Source organism: Kitasatospora sp. NPDC057512, assembly GCF_042802135.1.
Lineage (GTDB): Bacteria > Actinomycetota > Actinomycetes > Streptomycetales > Streptomycetaceae > Kitasatospora.
The window spans coordinates 1-1,483 of the sequence record NZ_JBHVET010001194.1 but is presented as its reverse complement, the minus strand read 5'-3'; the positions used below and the strand labels follow the sequence as shown (position 1 = coordinate 1,483).

Sequence of the window (1,483 nt, the reverse complement as noted above, 5' to 3'; positions counted from 1 at the left end):
GCCCCGGACCGCCCCGCGGCGGGGCCCCGGTGCCCATCCCGTGCCGATCCGGTGACGGCCCCGTCCCGGTCCGGTGCGGAATTCGGGAGTCCCCCGGACGCATGGCAGACTCCTCACCTGCCATGCCTGCGGCCGAGTGGGGCCGCACCCGGGGAACGGGCCGCATGGCGGTAGTCAACAGGGGGATTTGAACTCATGTCACCGATATCCCGGCCGGGCCGTGCCGTCCTGGGCGCCTCCGTCGTCGCGCTGACCATGGTGGTCGCCACCGCGTGCGGCCCCGACAACGCCGACCCGGCCGTGACCGCGGCTCCCGGTGTCACGGCCGGCGCCTCCGGCACGCCGGGCGCGGCTCCGATCAAGCTTCCGACGCTCGAGGAGCTGAAGACCTGGAAGCTGGAGGACTGGGACAAGTGGGCCCAGGCCAACGTGATCACCCCGGCGGTCAAGGGCTACTGGACCCTGCAGAAGCTGCTGGACGCCAAGCCGAAGCCGCTGCCGCAGCCCGCCCCGGAGGGGACCCAGCCGCCCGCGCAGCCCACCGGCGCCGCGCCGGCCACCAGCGCACCCGCCTCCGCCGCGCCCACGGCCCAGCCCACCGCGGCCCAGCCCGGCGGTGGCGGCGGCGCGGACCAGCTGCCCGCGATGGTCCCGGCCAAGCCCGTGGCGCACCCGTTCCCGAAGAACATGCACGTCAACGGCAAGATCTTCTTCAAGGACGGCAACGAGGACTACGTGTGCTCCGGCACCGTCGTCTCCGACCCGGCCAACCCCGGCAAGAGCAACCTGGTGTGGACCGCCAGCCACTGCCTGCACGGCGGCAAGGGCAACAAGTACTACACCGACATCACCTTCGCCCCGGCCTTCAACAGCAACGGCGTGCTGAGCAACGGCAACAAGCAGGCCAAGCTGGAGGACGCCGAGCCGTACGGCGAGTGGACCGCCACCTCCGGCATGGTCTCGCCGCAGTGGGCCGCGGAGGCCGACCCGGAGAAGGGCGGCCCGTGGAGCCAGTACGACTTCGGCATCGTGAAGGTCGCCAACCCCAGCCCGGGCGGCAAGTCGCTGGAGGAGACCGTCGGCGGCTCCGTCCCGCTCTGGTTCAACGCCCCGCGTGACCAGGTCGGCGCCGTCAGCAACTACGGCTTCCCAGAGGGCAAGCCCTTCGACGGCGTGGAACTGGAGCACTGCGACGGCGGCAAGCCGTCCAAGAAGACCGGCGACCCGAGCCGCCCGGCGATGCTGCTGATCGGCTGCAACATGACCGGCGGCAGCAGCGGCGGCGGCTGGTACGCGACCAAGGACGGCAAGCCCGCCCTGGTCAGCGACACCTCCATCGGCAACGGCGCGAACACCTACGAGGCCGGTCCGTACCTGGAGGACGTGGCCCAGCACATGTTCGAGTACTTCTCGAAGAAGGCCAAGTAACCGCGCGGCCCGCCGAGCGGTGACGTGGCCCGCCGAGCGGTGACGTGACCCGCCG

Annotated in this window: 1 protein-coding gene; it reads left to right on the top strand. The window is 71.8% G+C overall.

What is annotated here, in order from left to right; genetic code table 11:
- The first annotated feature begins 195 nt into the window (after window positions 1–195).
- Window positions 196–1,428 (top strand): hypothetical protein, encoded by a 1,233-nt coding sequence (locus tag ACFU6K_RS38850; RefSeq protein WP_117487286.1) that lies wholly within the window; start codon window positions 196–198, stop codon window positions 1,426–1,428.
- Window positions 1,429–1,483: the final 55 nt, after the last annotated feature.